This window comes from Pollutimonas nitritireducens, assembly GCF_002849615.1.
In the GTDB taxonomy this organism is placed as follows: Bacteria; Pseudomonadota; Gammaproteobacteria; order Burkholderiales; family Burkholderiaceae_B; genus Pollutimonas; species Pollutimonas nitritireducens.
In genome coordinates, this window is the sequence record NZ_PDNV01000002.1 from 408,237 (window position 1) to 425,157 (window position 16,921).

The 16,921-nt window shown below is 58.4% G+C and carries 13 protein-coding genes; 5 read left to right on the forward strand and 8 right to left on the reverse strand.

Annotated features, from left to right (window positions below):
- Window positions 1–115: 115 nt before the first annotated feature.
- A complete protein-coding gene (gene mnmC / locus CR155_RS04310; protein WP_102068751.1) occupies window positions 116–1,984 on the reverse strand; it encodes a bifunctional tRNA (5-methylaminomethyl-2-thiouridine)(34)-methyltransferase MnmC2/FAD-dependent 5-carboxymethylaminomethyl-2-thiouridine(34) oxidoreductase MnmC1 in 1,869 nt (622 codons plus the stop codon).
- 91 nt (window positions 1,985–2,075) lie between these two features.
- Between mnmC and CR155_RS04315 the strand changes: the two genes are divergently transcribed.
- On the forward strand, window positions 2,076–2,924 hold the full coding sequence (locus CR155_RS04315; RefSeq protein WP_102068752.1) for an inositol monophosphatase family protein: 849 nt from the start codon (window positions 2,076–2,078) through the stop codon (window positions 2,922–2,924).
- A gap of 27 nt (window positions 2,925–2,951) precedes the next feature.
- On the opposite strand, the gene CR155_RS04320 is transcribed toward CR155_RS04315, so the two are convergent.
- Window positions 2,952–4,643 (reverse strand): AMP-binding protein, encoded by a 1,692-nt coding sequence (locus CR155_RS04320; RefSeq protein ID WP_102068753.1) that lies wholly within the window; start codon window positions 4,641–4,643, stop codon window positions 2,952–2,954.
- Between the two features lie 97 nt (window positions 4,644–4,740).
- Between CR155_RS04320 and CR155_RS04325 the strand changes: the two genes are divergently transcribed.
- From CR155_RS04325 to mgtE, 3 genes are all read left to right on the forward strand, one after another.
- Entirely contained in the window at window positions 4,741–5,943 is a 1,203-nt protein-coding gene (locus CR155_RS04325) for a M20 aminoacylase family protein (protein WP_102068754.1), read from the forward strand.
- A gap of 148 nt (window positions 5,944–6,091) precedes the next feature.
- Entirely contained in the window at window positions 6,092–6,436 is a 345-nt protein-coding gene (locus tag CR155_RS04330) for an acyl-CoA thioesterase (protein WP_233213896.1), read from the forward strand.
- A 12-nt stretch (window positions 6,437–6,448) separates the two neighbouring features.
- Window positions 6,449–7,930 carry a magnesium transporter gene (gene mgtE, locus CR155_RS04335; RefSeq protein ID WP_102068755.1) on the forward strand — a complete coding sequence of 494 codons (1,482 nt, stop codon included), beginning with the start codon at window positions 6,449–6,451 and terminating at the stop codon, window positions 7,928–7,930.
- Between the two features lie 76 nt (window positions 7,931–8,006).
- Here the strand turns inward: mgtE and secA are convergent, their stop codons facing one another.
- Together secA and CR155_RS04345 are read right to left on the reverse strand one after the other, a co-directional pair.
- Complete coding sequence (gene secA / locus CR155_RS04340; protein ID WP_102068756.1) at window positions 8,007–10,748, reverse strand: preprotein translocase subunit SecA; 2,742 nt, start codon at window positions 10,746–10,748, stop codon at window positions 8,007–8,009.
- Window positions 10,749–10,843: 95 nt separating this feature from the next.
- On the reverse strand, window positions 10,844–11,806 hold the full coding sequence (locus tag CR155_RS04345) for a M23 family metallopeptidase (RefSeq protein WP_102068757.1): 963 nt from the start codon (window positions 11,804–11,806) through the stop codon (window positions 10,844–10,846).
- 31 nt (window positions 11,807–11,837) lie between these two features.
- Here CR155_RS04345 and CR155_RS04350 point away from each other — a divergent pair, with 31 nt between their 5' ends.
- Complete coding sequence (locus CR155_RS04350; RefSeq protein ID WP_102068758.1) at window positions 11,838–12,329, forward strand: DciA family protein; 492 nt, start codon at window positions 11,838–11,840, stop codon at window positions 12,327–12,329.
- A gap of 36 nt (window positions 12,330–12,365) precedes the next feature.
- Here the strand turns inward: CR155_RS04350 and lpxC are convergent, their stop codons facing one another.
- The 4 genes from lpxC to CR155_RS04370 form a co-directional block, all read right to left on the reverse strand.
- The gene (gene lpxC / locus CR155_RS04355; RefSeq protein WP_102068759.1) at window positions 12,366–13,289 is read right to left on the reverse strand and encodes a UDP-3-O-acyl-N-acetylglucosamine deacetylase; all 924 of its coding nucleotides are present in this window, start codon (window positions 13,287–13,289) and stop codon (window positions 12,366–12,368) included.
- 251 nt (window positions 13,290–13,540) lie between these two features.
- Window positions 13,541–14,713: a cell division protein FtsZ gene (gene ftsZ, locus CR155_RS04360; RefSeq protein ID WP_102068760.1), complete on the reverse strand. Its 1,173-nt coding sequence runs from the start codon at window positions 14,711–14,713 to the stop codon at window positions 13,541–13,543.
- A 171-nt stretch (window positions 14,714–14,884) separates the two neighbouring features.
- Window positions 14,885–16,111 carry a cell division protein FtsA gene (ftsA, locus tag CR155_RS04365; RefSeq protein ID WP_102068761.1) on the reverse strand — a complete coding sequence of 409 codons (1,227 nt, stop codon included), beginning with the start codon at window positions 16,109–16,111 and terminating at the stop codon, window positions 14,885–14,887.
- Between the two features lie 6 nt (window positions 16,112–16,117).
- Window positions 16,118–16,909 carry a cell division protein FtsQ/DivIB gene (locus tag CR155_RS04370; RefSeq protein ID WP_102068762.1) on the reverse strand — a complete coding sequence of 264 codons (792 nt, stop codon included), beginning with the start codon at window positions 16,907–16,909 and terminating at the stop codon, window positions 16,118–16,120.
- Between the last annotated feature and the right edge of the window lie 12 nt (window positions 16,910–16,921).

Consider the following 16,921-nt stretch of genomic DNA (forward strand, 5'->3'; position numbering starts at 1 on the left):
GCAATCCTTGGGGCATACGCCCAAAAAGCATTTAAAAGCCACTATTTTGACGGATTTACGCTATAAAATAAAATGGCGTGGCTTTACGCGCCTTTCAAAACCGTAAAAAAACAGATCATCTCGGGAAAATGCTGCGTAGCAACTCCCGTTCCAGCGGTAAAGGCTCCTGATTCAACGAGGCGCCAATTATGTCACCAGCCAGGGGAGCCCAGCTCAATCCCCTGGAACCATAGGCACAAGCAAGCCACAATCCGGGAACCTCGTCAATACGGCCGATTACCGGCAAGCGGTCAGCGACCGCTGCCCGCCACCCCGCCCACCCATCGGCGGCATTCGACGAACGCGTAAGTCGGGAAGGTATCACATTTAGCAGGCCAGCCACCTTTTTATTGATATCGGCACGGCCCTGGACCGTAACTTCACTGGTTTGAGCGTCTGGCAAATACGTACTGCCGCCGACAAAGCATGCGTGTTGTGCGGGTAGGCAGTATCCGTCACCGGCCAGAACCACCCGCGTGGAATCGCCATCGGCCCCGGAATAGAAGCTGACCTGCCCCGCCAGCCGGTACATGGCTTCAAACTTCGGACGCCGCAAAATTCCGGGTATGGTGGATAGCAAGGCCACCGCCTGCGCCGCATTCGCCAACACCACCTGGCCAGCCGAAACCCGCGTATTTCCCTGGGCATCCATGGCGATCCAGCCAGCCGCATTATCGCGTTCCAACGAACTTGCCTCACCCGCCATACAGCGTATGCGTGGATGAGACAACAACGCTTCAATCAGCGCCGGCGGCTGGACACGCTGACCGTCTGCAAACCACAGACCACCGCTGGCCAGGCACCTCCCAGCACGCTGAGACGCTTCGGCAACATCCAGCCACCGCACCCACTCGCTGGGAAAAGCCAGCCGAGCCAGCGACTCCCGCCGCACAGCGGCGCGCGCCGCATCCGACACAAGCTCGATGGTGCCGCAACGCAAGGGGCGCGCCTCTCCTTCCAGCCCCTGCCATCTGTGTAATGCGCGGGCGACGCCGGCACGGCTCAAACGAGACCGTATGTCATCGTCGCGACTGATGACTGGTGTTATCGCGGCAGCAATATGCCCTTTATGGCTGGCGCCCAGTCCCTGCGCAAAGACCGGATCCATGACCGTTACCGTATGGCCTCGAACGGCCAGTGCGTGGGCAACACCCGCGCCTGCCAGGCCACCGCCGACCACCAGTACGTCTTCCTGCCCCGCACCCGGGCTGCAATACCGTCCCATGCCGGGGCGCAGGACACCCACGGTGATTTCTCGCTTACCGCCATGCCCGGGGATTTTCGACACCAGGAAGCCAGCGTCCCGGAGTCCCCGGCGCACGTCACCGGTGCAGCACCACGTGGCCATGGTGGCACCCGAATTCGCCATGCGCACCAGTTGGCCGAACAAGGCGCGCGTCCACATGTCTGGATTGACTCTGGGCGCAAAGCCATCCAGAAAAAAAGCATCGACGCCGGCGCTGGCCTGGCGCGCAAGCCGGGCAACGGTTCCAAACGCCAGGGTGAGAGTCAGCCTGCCTCCTTCGAATTCCAGCCTGTGCAAGCCGGGCAGCAAAGGAGGCCATGCGTCAATGAGCTGCGCCGCCAATGCTTTCTCGGGTTCAGGCAAGGTGCGCATGACAACGCATTGAAGATCTTCCCGCGTAAGGGGATGCGCTTCGAAAGAAAGGACATGCAGCCGACTGCTGCGGCGCGGATCGCCACGCCAGGCCTGCCACAGCGCGAAAAAATTATTGCCGAGCCCGAAACCGGTCTCGCACACCGTGAACGTTTCTTTGCCCTGCCATCTTTCGGGAAGGTGGTTTCCATGCAGAAACACCCTCGCGGCCTGTTCGAGTGCCCCCCATTGGGGATGATAGACGTCGCCGAACGTGGTGCTGAGGGGCACCCCCTGTTCGTTGAAAGCGATCTGCGCCGGAATCAGCGCTTCGTAGTTATCGGACATACATCGATTGGGGCCGCCTCAAAAAAATCATCGTCACGTACAATGACGGCTGCTGGAGCACACGACACACCTTGTTGACCTGGACGCATGTATGCAATCTCTCCGACTTCCGATCAGTGACTGCCTGGACGCCGCCGTCACCGCGGCGCATGCTGGTGCCGCCATTTTACAATCGTACGCCCACAACAGGGCCGAACTGGTCATCGACAAGAAAATGCGTAACGATCTGGTCTCGCAAGCCGATCGCGAAGCCGAAGAGGCCGTCATTGAAATTCTGCGCGAACGCACGCCCCAGCTCGGTATCGTCGCCGAGGAAAGCGGAGGAGAAACCTCCGGAATAGCCACCTGGTACATCGATCCCCTGGACGGCACCACCAATTTCCTGCATGGCATTCCTCAATACGCCGTATCGATTGCCCTGATAGCACACGCCGGAGCGATCATCACGGGAGACACGCCGCTCGAACACGATACGCCAGTCATTGGCGTCATCTACGACCCCAACCGTGAAGAGCTATTCACCGCCATGCACGGGGTCGGCGCATGGCTCAACGAGCGGCGCATCACCTGCTCGCAGGCTGAATCGCTAAGCGAATCAGTGGTGGCTACCGGCTTTCCGTTCCGGGATTTTTCGTTCTCTGAACAATACATGCCCACTCTGGACTATGCCATCAACAACACCCGCGGCGTACGCAGGCTGGGCTCCGCGGCGCTGGACCTTGCCTGGGTGGCTTGCGGGCGTTACGACGGTTATTGGGAGATGGGGCTGGCTCCGTGGGACGTGGCAGCCGGCACGGTCATTGTCCGGGAAGCCGGCGGCATTTGCGAAGACATCCATCATCGCGACCCGTGGCCGATCAGGGGTTATGTCTATGCAGGCAACCTGCATACCGCCCCCGCGCTCGACGCCATGATCCAGCCTCACCTCAATCCCAAATAAAACCGCTGGCAACGTACCCGCCGCCATTCACGCGGCTGATTCGGAGCCTGCCATCGCTTCATCGCGCAAGGTCCGACGCAGGATCTTGCCAACATTGCTCTTGGGCAGTTCGTTGCGGTATTCAAACAGGCGTGGACGCTTATAGGCAGCCAGGCGCTCTTTGCACCACGCCGTCAGCGCCCGGTCATCCAGGCCTGGATCCTTCCTGACAACAAAAATCTTGACGGCCTCGCCAGTGCGATCGTCCGGCACGCCTATCGCAGCGCATTCCAGGACGCCGGGGTGTTCGGATACGACCTCTTCCACCTCTGCGGGATACACGTTGAAGCCTGAGACGAGAATCATGTCTTTTTTACGGTCGATGATCCGCAATCGGCCTTCAGGGCTCATTGTTGCGATATCGCCTGTCTTGAAAAACCCCAGACTGGAGAACGCCTGGCGGGTTTCGTCGGGTCGCTGCCAGTATCCTGGAGTGACTTGCGGGCCACGTACGGCGAGCTCCCCTGGTTCGCCTCTGGCAACCTCGCGTTCCTGGAGGTCCAGCAGCATGACTTCGGTGGAAGGCACAGGGAACCCAATATCGCCGGAGAATTCGGCGGCATTGGTGGGGTTGGCCGAGACCACGGGAGAGGTCTCGGACAAGCCGTATCCTTCGATCAGCGGAACCCCTGTCAGGACTTGCCATCTATCGGCCACCGGTCTGAGCACGGCCGCGCCGCCCCCAAGGCACAAGCGCAGTCCCGAGAAATCCAGCGCCGCGTAGCCTTCGCTATTCGCCAGACTATTGAATAATGTATTGACGCCCGGGAAGATATTGATGGGATCCCGGCGCCACGCCCGCAGAATGCTGGACAGGTCGCGCGGATTGGCGATCAGCACGCTGCACATCCCCGCATGAACCGCAAAAAGCCCACACAGCGTCAATGCAAAGATGTGGTACAGCGGCAAGGCGCTTAGGATCGTTAACGGCTGGCCGGCCAATTCTCCCAACGCGGGTTGTGCCACTGCCTCGACCTGCAGCACATTGGCAACCAGATTGCGGTGCGTCAGCATTGCTCCCTTGGGCACGCCGGTGGTGCCGCCTGTGTACTGCAATAGCGCGACATCATCCATGCCAATTTCAGGCTTGTCGAAGTGCTGGCGAGAACCTTGCGACACGATTCTGTCGAACCGGTGGGCTGCGGGCAGGATACCGGTCGGTATGATCTTTTTAATACGCCGCAGCGAGAAATTGATGGCCTTCCCTTTCCAGCCCAGCATATCGCCGGCCATGACCTTGACCACACACGCCGGCCTGACGTCCACGGGCACCGCAGCCAGCGTCGATGCGAAATTCTCCAGTATGAATATGGCCCGTGCACCGCTATCGCGCAGTTGATATTCAAGTTCCCTCTCGGTATAAAGCGGGTTTATGTTCACGACCACCATCCCCGCCCGCAACACGCCAATCAGAGTCACCATGTATGGCATGACATTGGGCATCATCAGTGCGATACGACTGCCCCGCGGCAGGCCCTGCTGTTGCAACCACGCCGCAATCGCCCCGGCCTGGCGGTCAAGCTCCCGATAACTGATACCACTACCCATCAGCGTGAGAGCCCGTCTCGAACCATGCTTGCGACATGCCTGGTCCAGCATGTCAACCAGGGAGGCGTACGCATCCACATCGATTTCCGCCATCGGATTTTCAGGAAGTTGTTGCTTGGGAGCCATGTCCATATGCGTGATAGGCTATACGCCCTTTTTTGTTTCAAGAATTTGATGATACGCTGTCAAAGGCGCAAAGTTCACCGACGCACTCCACAGGAACTAGATCATGAAATTATCCGAGCCTATCGTTGAATGGAAATCCGAAATCACCGCAATTCGCCGTGACATCCACGCGCACCCTGAACTGGCCTACGAAGAAGTCAGGACAGCCGACCTGATCGCCGCCAAACTCGAATCCTGGGGCATACCTGTACATCGCGGGCTTGGGGTCACGGGCGTGGTGGGCACCATACACGGTAAAAGTCAGAATGGCCGCGCCCTGGGCCTGCGTGCCGATATGGATGCGCTGCCCATGCAGGAGCTGAATACCTTCGAGCATGCCAGCAAGAATGCCGGAAAAATGCACGCTTGCGGACACGATGGGCACACCGCCATGTTATTGGCAGCCGCACGCTATCTTGTCGAAAACCGCAATTTCGACGGCACCGTCCATGTCATTTTCCAGCCGGCCGAAGAAGGATTCAGCGGCGCCAAGGCCATGATAGACGACGGCCTGTTTGATTTATTTCCCATGGATGCCGTGTTCGGCATGCATAACTGGCCCGGCATGGACGTAGGTACGTTTGGCGTCGTGGCCGGACCGTTGATGGCTTCGAGCAACACCTTCACGATACGCCTGGAAGGCAAGGGTGCGCACGGCGGCATGCCCCATCTGGGCGTTGACCCGGTCATGGCGGCGGTACAGCTTGCCCAAAGTCTCCAGACCATCATCAGCCGGGACCGCAATCCACTGGATGCCGCCGTGCTGAGCATCACCCAGATCCACTCGGGTTCCGCGGATAACGTCATTCCAAACGATGCCATATTGCGTGGCACGGTACGCACCTTTTCCGAACAGACGCTCGACCTTATCGAAAAACGAATGGCGGAGATCACTGAACACACCAGTCGCGCACTGAACTGCACATCCGAGTTCGATTTTGTCCGGAAGTATCCGCCAACGGTGAATCATGAGCGCGAAGCAGCCTTTTGCGCGCGGGTACTAACGGAGATCGTCGGTGCGGACAAGGTGGATCAGGCGGTGCAACCGTCCATGGGCGCAGAAGACTTCGCCTTCATGCTCAAGGAAAAACCCGGGTGCTATGTATGGATAGGTAACGGCCAGGGCGGCCACCGCAGCATGGGTCACGGAATGGGCCCGTGCATGCTGCATAATGGCAGCTACGATTTCAATGACGATCTCATCCCGCTGGGTGCCACATACTGGGCGGAACTCGCAACGCAATGGCTGTCTGCGCCCGCACGCTGATCCAGCAGTACCGTCCGCCCATCAACAACGCTTAGCGGCCTGTCATATCCAGTACAGGCCGCTCATGAATCTGGAGTCCGCAGCCTTGAGTGCCGCTAGCCATCGTACCGTTTTACCTCCTCCAGAAACGCACGCCGTCCTGCGCGTCATGCCGCAGCCTTCCGATGCAAACATACACGGCGACGTGTTCGGCGGCTGGATCATGTCGCAGGTCGATATCGCTGGTTCGATACCCGCCACGCGCCGTGCCGCTGGCCGCGTGGCCACGATTGCCGTCAATGCATTCCTCTTCAAGCAGCCTGTATTCGTGGGTGACCTGCTCAGCTTTTACGCCGAGATCACAAAGGTCGGCACCACATCCATTACGGTATCCGTAGAGGTCTACGCCGAGCGCCAGCGCCTGGAGCTCGAAGTGGTCAAAGTGACAGAAGCCACTCTTACATACGTAGCCACCGACGATCAGCGCAAGCGCCGCACTCTTCCACCTGTCTAAGCAAGGTTGCCCATGTCGGATACCCCAGTCAAGCTGGAAGAAGGCGAGGCCATAGTCATACCGCGCCGCCTTGACCCCGAAGATGCGCAACTGGCATTGCAACAACTGCAATCGATACTCAGGCGGCAGGAAGTCGTCGAGGCGCTGGCACACCGCCAATACGAAGAAGACGATCGCTCGAACCTGCTGGAAGGCCTGCTGCACCGACAGCACGAAAACGAGATCAAATCGATCGTCAACGATTTGCATCCATCGGACATCGCCTTCATTCTCGAGTCGCTGCCGGTAAACGAACGTCAGGCGGTGTGGCAGCTGGTCAGCGCCGAACATGACGCCGACGTGCTCCTCGAAGTCGACGACTGGGCCCGGGAGTCACTGATCCAGTCCATGGATCACCAGGACCTGATCGCAGCAACCGAGCACATGGATGCCGACGAGATCGCGGATCTGGCCGCCGATCTGCCTGCCGATGTCATTGCAGAGGTGCAAAAGGGACTGACCGACGAAGAACGCGCCCAGCTCATCGAAGCAATGGGCTATCCGGAAGACACGGTCGGCGCCATCATGGACTTCGAGATGGTGCGGGTGCGTGAAGACGTGTCGCTGGAAGTGGTGCTGCGCTATTTGCGGCGTTTGCACGAGCTTCCCGACCATACCGACCAGATCTTCGTTGTCGATCGCCAGGACAAGTTACAAGGGACGCTGTCGCTGTCCACCTTGCTGGTCCGCGAACCCGACATGCTGGTTTCCGACGTGATGGTGACCGAGTATCTTACTCTCAGCCCGCTTGATTCCGACGCCGACGCGGCAGGCGCATTCGAACGCTATGATCTCGTCTCCGCGGGCGTGGTGGACGACCAGGGACGGCTGATCGGACGCGTCACCATCGCGGAAGTGGTTGACGTGATCCAGGAAGACTCTCAGGAACAAGCGCTCTCGCGGGCGGGCTTGCAGGAAGAGGATATCTTCGCCCCGGTGCTCAGTGCCTTGCGCAACCGCGCTCCATGGCTGTTCGTGAACCTGTGCACGGCATCGATTGCCTCACTGGTTGCCTCGAGATTCGAAGACACCGTCAGCCAGATCGTTATCCTGGCATTCCTGATGTCGATTGTGGCCGGCATAGGGGGAAATTCAGGCAATCAGACGATGACCATGATCATTCGCGCTCTGGCGGTGGGCCGCGTCACCAGCTCCAATGCCTGGCGGCTGGTCAAGCGCGAATTGACGGTAACCTTCATGGTCGGAGCCTGTGGGAGCCTTGTGGCCGCGAGCTTCGCCTGGGCAATTTCTGGTTCCCTGGCCATTGCCGCCGTCATGATGGTCGCGATGATCTGCAATATGTTGATCGGCGCCGCCCTGGGTGTGCTCATTCCCATATTGCGAGACCGGTTTGGCAAAGACCCGGCAATGGGCTCCTCGGTGCTTTTGACCTTCGCCACCGACTCCCTGGGTTTCCTGATTTTCCTGGGCCTGGCGACCCTATTCCTGATGTAGTAAAGACACCAATGCAAAACGGGCTTGCGCCATATTGGCGCAAGCCCGTTAAACGTGTCAGGCGGCCTTCGGACCGCTAGGCCAGCCTTCCGTGGCAGTGCTTGTACTTTTTGCCACTGCCACATGGGCAAGGGTCGTTGCGACCCACTTTGGGCATGCCTGCGCTGGCGGCTGCCAGGGCCGCAGGCGTCTGGTCGAGGCCAGGGTCTTCTCCGCTGAGAGCCGCATCGTAGTCAGAGTGGTGGTAGGTAATGTTGTCAAGGCGGGACTCAGGTTCTTCGACCTCGACTTGCTCCGGCGACTGGATCTTGACGGTCATCAATACGCGAACCACCTCGTTGCGGATCCGATCCAGCATATCGGAGAACAGTTCGAATGCCTCCCGCTTGTACTCCTGCTTGGGATCTTTCTGGGCGTAACCACGCAAATGGATGCCTTGGCGCAAGTGATCGAGCGCCGACAAGTGACCACGCCAGTGCGTATCGATGGATTGCAGCAACATGGAGCGCTCGAATGGCGACCAGCCCTCTTTGCCGACAAGGTCGACCTTGTCCTGGTAGACACGGGTGGCCTCGGCCACGACGCGTTCCAGCAAGTCGTCATCGGTGAGGCTGGGCTCTTTCTCGAGCATCTCGGCAAGAGGAATGGAAAGCTGCCACTCGGCCTCCAAAGCGGCTTGCAATCCTGCGACATCCCACTGTTCTTCCATGGATTCTTCAGGAATATAGGTGCGGAACTGCTCGGTCATGGCCGCGGTGCGCAAATTGGCCATGGTGTCCGACACATCGGTCGATTCCAGGACTTCGTTGCGCTGTGCATAAAGCACTTTGCGCTGGTCGTTGGCAACGTCGTCGTATTCGAGCAGTTGCTTGCGTATGTCGAAGTTGCGGCCTTCGACCTTGCGCTGCGCGGATTCAATGGAACGCGATACCATGCGCGCCTCGATGGGCTCGCCTTCAGGCAGGCGCAGGCGTTCCATAATGGAGCGCACGCGGTCGCCTGCGAAAATGCGCATCAGGGAATCTTCGAGCGACAAGTAAAATCGCGATGAGCCTGGATCGCCCTGGCGACCGGCACGACCACGCAACTGGTTGTCGATACGTCGCGATTCATGGCGCTCGGTGCCGATAATGCGCAAGCCCCCGGCAGCCTTTACGGCAGCATTGGCGGGCGCCCATTCGGCTTTGATGATTTCGATGCGACCTTCTTTTTCTTCAGCCGACAAGGCGTCGTCGGCGCGCACAAGGTCGATCTGCTTTTCGACACTGCCACCCAGCACGATGTCAGTACCACGGCCGGCCATGTTGGTAGCAATGGTGATGTGACCGGGCTTGCCGGCTTCGGCCACGATCTCGGCCTCGCGCGCATGTTGCTTGGCATTGAGAACTTCGTGTGGCAACCCGGCCTTGACCAGCATCCCGGAAAGCAGCTCGGAGTTCTCAATACTGGTGGTGCCCACCAATACGGGTTGCCCGCGCTCGTGGCAGTCCTTGATGTCGGCGAGGATGGCGTTGAATTTCTCCGGATCGGTCTTGAAGACCTGGTCGTTCTGGTCCTGGCGCGCCATGGGGCGATTCGTCGGGATGATGACCGTTTCCAGCGAATAGATTTCCTGGAATTCGTAGGCTTCGGTGTCGGCAGTGCCGGTCATGCCAGCCAGCTTGCCGTACATACGGAAATAGTTCTGGAAGGTGATGGACGCGAGGGTCTGGTTTTCGTTTTGGATGCGCACGCCTTCCTTGGCCTCGACGGCCTGATGCAGACCGTCGGACCAGCGGCGACCTGCCATCAGGCGACCCGTGAACTCGTCAACAATGACCACCTCGTTATCTTGCACGACATATTGCTGGTCGCGGAAGAACAGATTGTGTGCGCGCAATGCGACCATCAAGTGATGCATCAGCGAAATATTGCGTGGATCGTAGAGCGACTCGCCTTCAGGCAGCAGCCCGATCCGGACCAGAGTCTCTTCCGCGTTCACGTGGCCGGCTTCCGAAAGATGGACCTGTTGGGCTTTTTCATCGACCCAGTAGTCGCCTTCGGGCTCGGGCTCGTGCGCCTTGGGCTCGGCCGCCATGCGCACCAGCGAGGGCGGCACGGCATTCATGCGTATATAAAGTTCGGTATTATCTTCCGCCTGACCGGAAATGATGAGCGGTGTACGCGCTTCATCGATAAGAATGGAATCGACTTCGTCGACAATCGCGTACGACAGCTGGCGTTGCCGACGGTCTTCGGCACGGAACTCCATATTGTCGCGCAGATAATCGAAGCCATACTCATTGTTCGTGCCGTAGGTGATATCGGCGGCATACGCTGCGCGTTTTTCTTCGTTTTCCTGCTGGGGAACGACCACGCCGACGCTCATGCCCAGGAACTGATACAGGCGCCCCATCCATTCGGCATCACGCCGGGCCAGGTAATCGTTGACCGTAACCACGTGCACGCCCTTTCCGGCCAGCGCATTGAGGTAGACGGCCAGGGTCGCCATGAGGGTTTTGCCTTCACCCGTACGCATTTCAGCGATCTTCCCGTTGTGCAGGGCAATGGCCCCAAGCATCTGGACATCGAAATGGCGCATGCCGAAGACACGCTTGCTGGCCTCGCGAACGACAGCAAATGCTTCCGGCAGCAAATCGTCGAGCGATGCGCCTTGCGCGATTCGTTGACGGAATTCCACAGTCTTGGCAGTGAGGTCTGTATCGGCCAGGGCGGCCACCGTTGGCTCGAACGCGTTGATCTGCGTTACTTGCTTGCGATACTGTTTCAGTATCCGGTCGTTACGAGTACCAATGAGCTTTTTTAGCAGAGAAACCATTCGTTTGTCGTGATGCGTCTTTGCGCCTGAACGCAAAAGTCGGCATGCTTGTCTTTTTTGAGTTGGCGGATGAAACCGCAGGAGAACAATACAGTTTAACGCACCTGCGGGACTATGGCTTCAACCGCGTTGGTGGCGTCCACCATCATCTGTTCAGGAGCCTCTTGCCTGGCAAGGAACAAGGTCGGATCGAGCGCGTGACCAGCCATGCGGACTTCGAAGTGCAGATGCGCGCCGGTCGAGCGGCCAGTGGATCCGACACGCGCGATTTCCTGGCCTTTTTGAACCAGGTCGCCCAGCTTGGCCTTGATGGAGGATGCGTGCGCGTAACGAGTGACCAGGCCGTTTCCGTGGTCGATTTCGACCAGTTTTCCATAACCCGGTACATAGCGGGCCTCGGTCACCACTCCGCCTGAAGCGGCATGTATGAGCGCTCCTTTGGGCGCGGCAAAGTCCAGTCCTTCGTGCATGGAATGGCGGCCGGTGACCGGATTGCGGCGCCAGCCAAATGAGGAACTCAAATAGGGATAGGCTACCGGGGTGTACGTGGGGAGGCCGGCCTCGACGCCAACACGCCGTGTCAGGACCAGGTCCAGCATCGCGAACGAGTCTTTCTGCTGGGAAAGCTGCATGGAAAGGGAGTCGAGTTCGCGACCCAGGCCCTGAGCCGTCCAGGCCGCGCCGTGCTCGTCGGTGATATAGTCCATGACTGGCTCGGGGGCATGCTCAAGGCTGGCGTAGACCTCGGGATCGGTGTACGGAATTCCGGCGGCATCGGCAATCCGCTTGCTTACGCCGTCCATGGTGATCAATCTGGCCTGCAGATCGCCCACTTTCGCTGCCAGCAAATTTATGTTCTGGCGGATATAGGCGGAATCGCGCGAGGTCTGCTGGGCAATAACACGTTCCTGATCCGGGTTCAGCACAGGACGGGTGGCCAGCTGCGATTGCACCCATGCACCGGCTACCGCAGACGCCGCCATGGCGGCGCCTGCGGCAAGGGTGACTATGGCCACCCTGATGCTTTTCTTACTAGAATCAGAAAATCGATTCTTCATAATTAGATATCTCACTGTAGACCTTCAATTAATGTCGCGCCCGTTTCGTTTCACCAGACCACCGCGCCCCTTGGACAAGGAGCTTCCCGCCACGCTCGCAGTGAGCTGGCTGGGCAGCGACCAGCAGGGTTCGCAGGTTTTGGTAACGGCACGCACGTTGATCGCGGTGGAGGGCGTGGCGAAAAACGCCATGCCGCCCGCCTTGGCACTGGTATGCAAGGTGGCACGTATAGACAGACAGCAAATAACCCTTGCAGTTCCCAGCGCCGCCTATGCATCGCGACTCAGGCAACTGGCGCCGCGCATACTTGTACTGCTGAACGACAATGGATGGAACCTTACCGAAATGATCGTCAGGGTACAAGCGGGTTTGTTACGGGACCAGACAAAAACGACATCCCGCCAGGTCGAGCCACTTGACGGCAAAGCCCTGGCCGCATTCGATGAATTGCAACAGAGCCTGCCTTCGGGACCATTGGCGGACGCCATTGGCCGACTGCTCGCACATCATAGGGACCGATGATGTGCGTGAGCGCCACCAAACACCCCCTGGACGAACTCATGCGAATTTCCATTCCTGGTTGAACGATTTGGGCGCCACCTCGGGCGATTCGTAGCCTATCAGTTCCCAGCTGTCTTGCTGTGCAAGCAAAGCACGTGCGAGCTGGTTATTCAGGCCATGACCAGATTTGCACGCTACATAGCGTGCCACCAGGGGCTTGCCGATGAGATATAGATCGCCGATGGCATCAAGAATCTTGTGCTTGACGAACTCGTCATCGTAACGCAGGCCATCGGTATTGAGGACGCGGTATTCGTCCATGACAATGGCGTTGTCCAGACTGCCCCCACGAGCCAGACCTGCGGCCCGCAAGGCTTCCACTTCACTGACAAAACCAAACGTGCGCGCACGCGCAATGGTTTTAACATAAGAATCTTTTTCGAAATCGACCTCGGCAAAATTGGCCGTGGAGTCGATTGCGGGATGATGAAAATCTATAGCAAACGATAAGGCAAAGCCGTTGTAGGGCTCGAGTCGGGCCCATTTCAGATCGTCGCCTTCGCCTTCGCGAACTTCCACTGTTTTAAGGACGCGGATGAATTTCTTGGGCGCCAGCTGTTCCTGCAAGCCCGCGGACCGCAGCAGGTACACAAATGTACCCGCACTGCCATCCATGATAGGTACTTCTTCACCGGTGAGGTCCACATGGAGATTGTCAACCCCCAGGCCAGCAAGCGCCGACATAAGATGTTCCACGGTGGATACGCGCACATTGCCTTGCTGCAAGACAGAAGCCATGCGCGTGTTGCCGACTTGGTCGGCCAAAGCAGGCAAGTGCACGACTTCAGGAAGATCAACGCGGTGAAACACGATACCAGTATCGGGTGCGGCCGGGCGCAGGGTGATTTCCACCCTTCGGCCTGAGTGCAAGCCGACCCCTTTGGTACTGATGGATTTCTGTATGGTGCGTTGACGTAACATATTCTTTAAGGTATGAGTCTCTTGTTTTTGCTACAAACACATGACTGGACATTGTAAACGTATTGAGGGTAAACCACTAAATACATGTGTTTCAAATGGCTGCAAGGCGCACGCGGAGCATGCCCGTCCTGAGAACGACGACGCACTTGCCCGGGGAGGGAGTAAGTGCGTCAGTCGGCCTGGCCGGGCAAGCGATTGCCTCGCAGACATGTGAGAGCCGGAGTTACTGCTTCTGGATACTTCCTGCCGGGTCAGTCTGCCTGTTTGCGCAGAAACGCCGGGATATCGAAGTGATCCATTCCAGCTGTCTCAAGTGCACGCACCTGGGCCGAAGCCTGGCTGCGTGGATTGCGAATTACCGAGGGCACGTCCGAACCGCCAAAATCATGCCCGCCTGACATCGGCATATTGTCGGTTCCTGTACGGTAAACCTCAGCGGTGTTCTGTACCAGTTGCGGACGCGCGGCAGCAGCACGGCCCAAGCCGGTGGCAACCACTGTAACGCGCAAGTTTTCACCCATGGATTCGTCGTAGGCGGTACCAAATACTATCGTCGCATCATCGGCTGCATAGCTGCGGATGGTATCCATGATTTCACGTGTTTCACGCATCTTGAGGGTACGACTTGCCGTGATGTTCACCAACATGCCACGGGCACCGTGCAAGTCCACGCCTTCCAGCAGTGGGCAGGCGATGGCACGCTCGGCAGCAACACGGGCACGATCCGTGCCGGCTGCTATTGACGTACCCATCATGGCCTGACCTTGTTCACCCATGATGGTCTTGACGTCTTCAAAGTCGACGTTCACGTTACCTTCGACGTTGATGATTTCGGCAATGCCGGCGCAGGCATTGTGCAAGACGTCGTCGGCCGACTTGAAGCAGTCTTCCTGGGTCGCATCATCGTCCATCAGGTCATACAGATTTTCGTTGAGCACGACGATAAGCGAATGCACGTGCTTGGAAAGCTCGGATATACCGTCTTCCGCCATTTTCAGGCGTTTATTTCCTTCGAACGAAAATGGTTTGGTCACAACGCCAACCGTCAGGATGCCCAGTTCTTTGGCCACCTCGGCCACGACGGGGCCGGCACCGGTACCTGTGCCGCCACCCATCCCTGCCGTAATGAAAACCATGTGCGCGCCGGTGAGCGCTGCGCGGATTTCTTCTCGCGCCGTTTCGGCGGCGGCCCTGCCCTGCTCGGGCTTGGCGCCGGCGCCAAGCCCCGTGCGACCCAGACGAATCTGCACTGGTGCCTCGGAAGTTGCCAAGGCCTGCGCGTCAGTATTGGCGCAAATGAAGTCTACGCCGCTGACTCCCGAGCGGATCATATGGGCTACAGCGTTGCCGCCTGCGCCGCCTACTCCGACGACTTTGATTACCGTCCCATTGGCGCTCGTATCGAGCATTTCGAAATTCATCATGATGACTCCCTCACATATCCAGAAAAGCGATAATTACAAAAAGTGTTTTTTCCCCGGTACTTCTTTTGTTTTTGGAATGGTTTCAAACGAGATGCCAGCCATGCCTGCTCGCAACTGATTTGAAACGCTTCCGGTACAGGCTTTGTCCCACCTGTCCTTAAGGCGCGAGCCTTAATTCATGAACCACTCCTTCATGCGTGCGAGAAGGGTCTTGAAACTTCCCTTCTGCTGTGCGACCTTGCGGCCGCGCGCACGCTGCAAACGGGCCTCGGACAGCAGACCCATCGCGGTGGAAAATCGCGGATTGTGCATAACATCCGCCAAGCTCCCTTCGTAAGCCGGCACACCTACACGCACCGGCTTCAAAAACACGTCTTCTGCCAGCTCGACGATGCCGGGCATCAAGGATGTGCCGCCGGTGAGTACCACTCCCGAGGCCAATAGGTCTTCGTAGCCGGACTCACGCACGATCTGCTGCACGAACGTAAACAGCTCTTCGATGCGCGGCTCGATGACGGCGCCCAGAGCCTGGCGCTTCACCTGCCGATTAGGCCTGTCGCCCAGACCTGGCACCTCGATGTGTTCGTCCGCATTCGCCAGCACCTGCTTGGCAATTCCGAAGCGAAGCTTGATTTCTTCTGCGTCGGGCGTGGGCGTGCGCAACATGGCTGCAATATCACTGGTGATCTGATCGCCCGCGATGGGCACCACCGCGGTATGCCTGATGGCACCACCTGTGAAAATGGCAACGTCTGTTGTGCCACCGCCTACATCGACCAGTACAACGCCAAGCTCTTTTTCGTCAGATGTCAGGCAGGCCAGGCTCGAGGCCAAGGGCTGCAAGATCAGGTCTTGCACTTCCAGTCCGCAGCGGCGTACGCACTTGACAATGTTCTGGGCCGCGCTGACGGCCCCGGTCACGATGTGCACCCGCACTTCCAGACGCAAACCGCTCATGCCTATCGGCTCGCGTATGTCTTCCTGCGAGTCCACGATGAACTCCTGGGTCAGTACATGCAGCACTTGCTGGTCCGTCGGAATATTTACGGCTTTGGCCGTTTCGATTACACGCGCGACATCAGTGGCAGTGACCTCCTTGTCCTTGACAGCCACCATCCCGCTGGAATTGAAGCTGGTGATATGACTGCCGGCAATTCCCGTGTAAACCTCGCGAATCTTGCAGTCGGCCATCAGCTCGGCCTCTTCGAGAGCCCGTTGAATCGAGTTGACGGTCGATTCGATATTGACAACGACGCCTTTACGCATCCCCTGGGATTCGTGTTGGCCCAGGCCCAATACTTCGAAACGCCCTTCTGGCAATATTTCAGCCACTACGGCCACCACTTTGCTGGTGCCGATGTCGAGTGCAACGATCAGGTCCTTGATGTCACGGGTCATAATCTTCTATTTGGTTGGTGGAGTGGAAACGGGGGCCAACGTGATGGCAAATCCGTTGGGATAACGTAAATCGGCATAGCTGATTGCTCGGCCGTCGAGCCGACCATTGAGCACTGGCCATGCCTGCACGAAACGCTCGATACGCGCGGCGAACGGAAGCGCCCCCGATCGTCCGTGAGGGTCCGCCACATCAGCGGCCGGATCGCGCCCCAGGTTCAGGCGGGTGCCATCGGACAGCTTGACGTCCCAGGCATACCGCGCACTGAGCGTGACTTCGTGGACGCGCAGATTCAACGGTGCAAACCAGCGTGCAATCTCGGCGTAGCGCTGGACGACCAGCCGTTCGGAACTTTCGGGACCGTGAAGTTGCGGAAGTTGCGCCTCATCGTCGAGCTCGCCCTGATTGGCGGCAAAGGCCTCACCCCATGTGTTGATCATCTGATCTTCGTTCCACAATGCCAGGGGTTGCTGCTCTTCGATCTGTACATATAGTTCGCCGGGCCATACGCGCCGTATGCGTGCGTGGCGAACCCAGGGCGCCGTCTCGATCAATTCCCTCGTATCATCCAGGTCGATCGAGAAAAAGTTGCCTTTTATTTTGCTAGCTATTGTCGCCCGAATAGTCGCCGTAGAGACGTAATTCAGTGTATCGGTCTGCATCGGCGCGATCCGGATTTGAGCAATATGGAAATACGGACGCTGCGCAACCCAGACGACCACGCCCACGACCATTGCCAATACCGCTAGCAATGCCAGCGTATTCGCGATGAAGTTGGTGAGGCGTGGATCAGAAAACACGATAAATTCCTG

What these genes read in the sequence shown, in the direction of transcription:
- CR155_RS04315 (WP_102068752.1), top strand. Translation starts at nt 2,076, where the DNA reads ATGCAATCTCTCCGACTTCCGATCAGTGACTGCCTGGACGCCGCCGTC.
- ftsA (WP_102068761.1), bottom strand. Translation starts at nt 16,111, where the DNA reads ATGACCCGTGACATCAAGGACCTGATCGTTGCACTCGACATCGGCACC.
- CR155_RS04345 (WP_102068757.1), bottom strand. Translation starts at nt 11,806, where the DNA reads ATGAAGAATCGATTTTCTGATTCTAGTAAGAAAAGCATCAGGGTGGCC.
- CR155_RS04330 (WP_233213896.1), top strand. Translation starts at nt 6,092, where the DNA reads ATGCCGCAGCCTTCCGATGCAAACATACACGGCGACGTGTTCGGCGGC.
- secA (WP_102068756.1), bottom strand. Translation starts at nt 10,748, where the DNA reads ATGGTTTCTCTGCTAAAAAAGCTCATTGGTACTCGTAACGACCGGATA.
- mgtE (WP_102068755.1), top strand. Translation starts at nt 6,449, where the DNA reads ATGTCGGATACCCCAGTCAAGCTGGAAGAAGGCGAGGCCATAGTCATA.
- CR155_RS04320 (WP_102068753.1), bottom strand. Translation starts at nt 4,643, where the DNA reads ATGGACATGGCTCCCAAGCAACAACTTCCTGAAAATCCGATGGCGGAA.
- lpxC (WP_102068759.1), bottom strand. Translation starts at nt 13,289, where the DNA reads ATGTTACGTCAACGCACCATACAGAAATCCATCAGTACCAAAGGGGTC.
- CR155_RS04325 (WP_102068754.1), top strand. Translation starts at nt 4,741, where the DNA reads ATGAAATTATCCGAGCCTATCGTTGAATGGAAATCCGAAATCACCGCA.
- ftsZ (WP_102068760.1), bottom strand. Translation starts at nt 14,713, where the DNA reads ATGATGAATTTCGAAATGCTCGATACGAGCGCCAATGGGACGGTAATC.
- mnmC (WP_102068751.1), bottom strand. Translation starts at nt 1,984, where the DNA reads ATGTCCGATAACTACGAAGCGCTGATTCCGGCGCAGATCGCTTTCAAC.
- CR155_RS04350 (WP_102068758.1), top strand. Translation starts at nt 11,838, where the DNA reads ATGTCGCGCCCGTTTCGTTTCACCAGACCACCGCGCCCCTTGGACAAG.